Genomic DNA, 1,517 nt, shown 5'->3' on the forward strand with positions numbered 1-1,517 from the left:
CTGCAGCGACTTGGCGTCATCACCCGAGGTAGGAGCCCAGTGCGGTAGTGCCGCTCGCTGGGATCTGTGCGGGGGGCGGGCCGAACCCTCAGAGCTAAGGCCCGTCCCTACCGCGACTAACGATGCTTCTGCTGCCAGCTACGAGTAGCTACGAGCCTGGGCTCTTGACAATTACAAGGGGGGGGTAACGTCCCGCTGTCAACAGCTGTCGCACTGGGTGAGCGACAGCCACAGCGGTGCCGGTTGGTGCCAGGAGAGGTATCCGTGAAGAAGAGTGTAGCAATGGGCAAAGGGCAGCGTGCCCGAAGCCGTCTGCTCAGGGCCTTGGCCCGCATTTCAATTAGCCAAGGCTAGGAAGGGATAATTCAATCTATGAAAGTTGGCAACAAGAGCAGTCCGATCCACAAGCGTCCCGGACCGGTACGCTCGGTGTCTATCTTGATAGCGTTCTTTTGTTTGTCGTTTACCGTGGCGTACACCTACGACAGCGGCGATGCGCTTTCGCTTGTCCGCTCCAGCGAGCCAAGCGCCGCCAGGCCGGCCGTGGCAAGCGCCCCGGCCCCCAAGGCTACTCGCGCGCTCGCCCATAGCAGTCGTTCGGGGCTCAGCGTCTCCATCGTTCCCGACCGAACGAGCCTCCATGGCGATCACAGCACCCTCGACCTGACCATCGAGTTGCGCAACGACACCGTCGCCAATGCCGACGTCCTCCTGTCGTATGCCGTCTTCAGCGACTCGCACGAGCGTGTCATGGGCCGAGTCAAGAAGCGTCTGAGGTCCCACAGGCGCGCCGTGGACGCAACCAGCTTCCGGCTGAGCAGCGAGAAGCTCGAGCCAGGCTACTACCGCATCGAAGCCATTGCCGGCTGGAAGAGAGACGGTGAGGACGGCGTCGAAGTCCACCACGGCTACCTTCATCTCCTGCTCGAAGACGGCCGCCTCGACGTCATCGACGCCGACACCTTCATCCGCAACTCCAACGTGACGGTTATCGACGCGCGAGGACTCCCATGAGCAAACACCCTCAGCTTGTGCTTGCCCTGACGGCAAGCATCTCGCTTCCGTTGAGCCCCGCGCTGGCTCAGGAGCACGATGGCGTGATCGATGGCCGTGCCCAGTTCGTGGGCCACCAGGGAAATTACTGCAGCGCCTCGCAAGGCATGAACTGCACGGGCGCGCTCTTTCCGGACTGGATGGCTGTGGGCAACCAACCCCTGCGTGAAATCACGATCGGCTTGTACAACCAGGCCAACGGCGCTCTGATCGGGCTTGGCAGCACCGACCGGAACGGCGATTTTTCGGTGTACTGGCAGTATCACATGCCGGTCGACTTGATCACGCTCCGGGCGTTCATGCAAAACAAAGACGGTCGATGGGCCGTGGTCGATGTCAACGGCTTCGTCCACAATGGTTTCGTGGTCAACATAAATGCCCAGCCGTACCGCAACCTGGGCAACGTCACGTGGAACCACGGGCTATTCGACGTCGAGGATGCAGTCGACCGCACCTGGAACATC

The 1,517-nt window shown here is 61.4% G+C and carries 2 protein-coding genes; both read left to right on the forward strand.

What is annotated here, in order from left to right:
- Window positions 1-372: 372 nt before the first annotated feature.
- Complete coding sequence (locus MJD61_03560) at window positions 373-1,014, forward strand: hypothetical protein (GenBank protein MCG8554353.1); 642 nt, start codon at window positions 373-375, stop codon at window positions 1,012-1,014.
- On the forward strand, window positions 1,011-1,517 hold a 507-nt coding region (locus MJD61_03565; GenBank protein ID MCG8554354.1), incomplete at its 3' end, for a hypothetical protein. The genes MJD61_03560 and MJD61_03565, both read left to right, overlap by 4 nt.

The organism is Pseudomonadota bacterium (assembly GCA_022361155.1).
GTDB lineage: Bacteria > Myxococcota_A > Polyangia > Polyangiales > JAKSBK01 > JAKSBK01.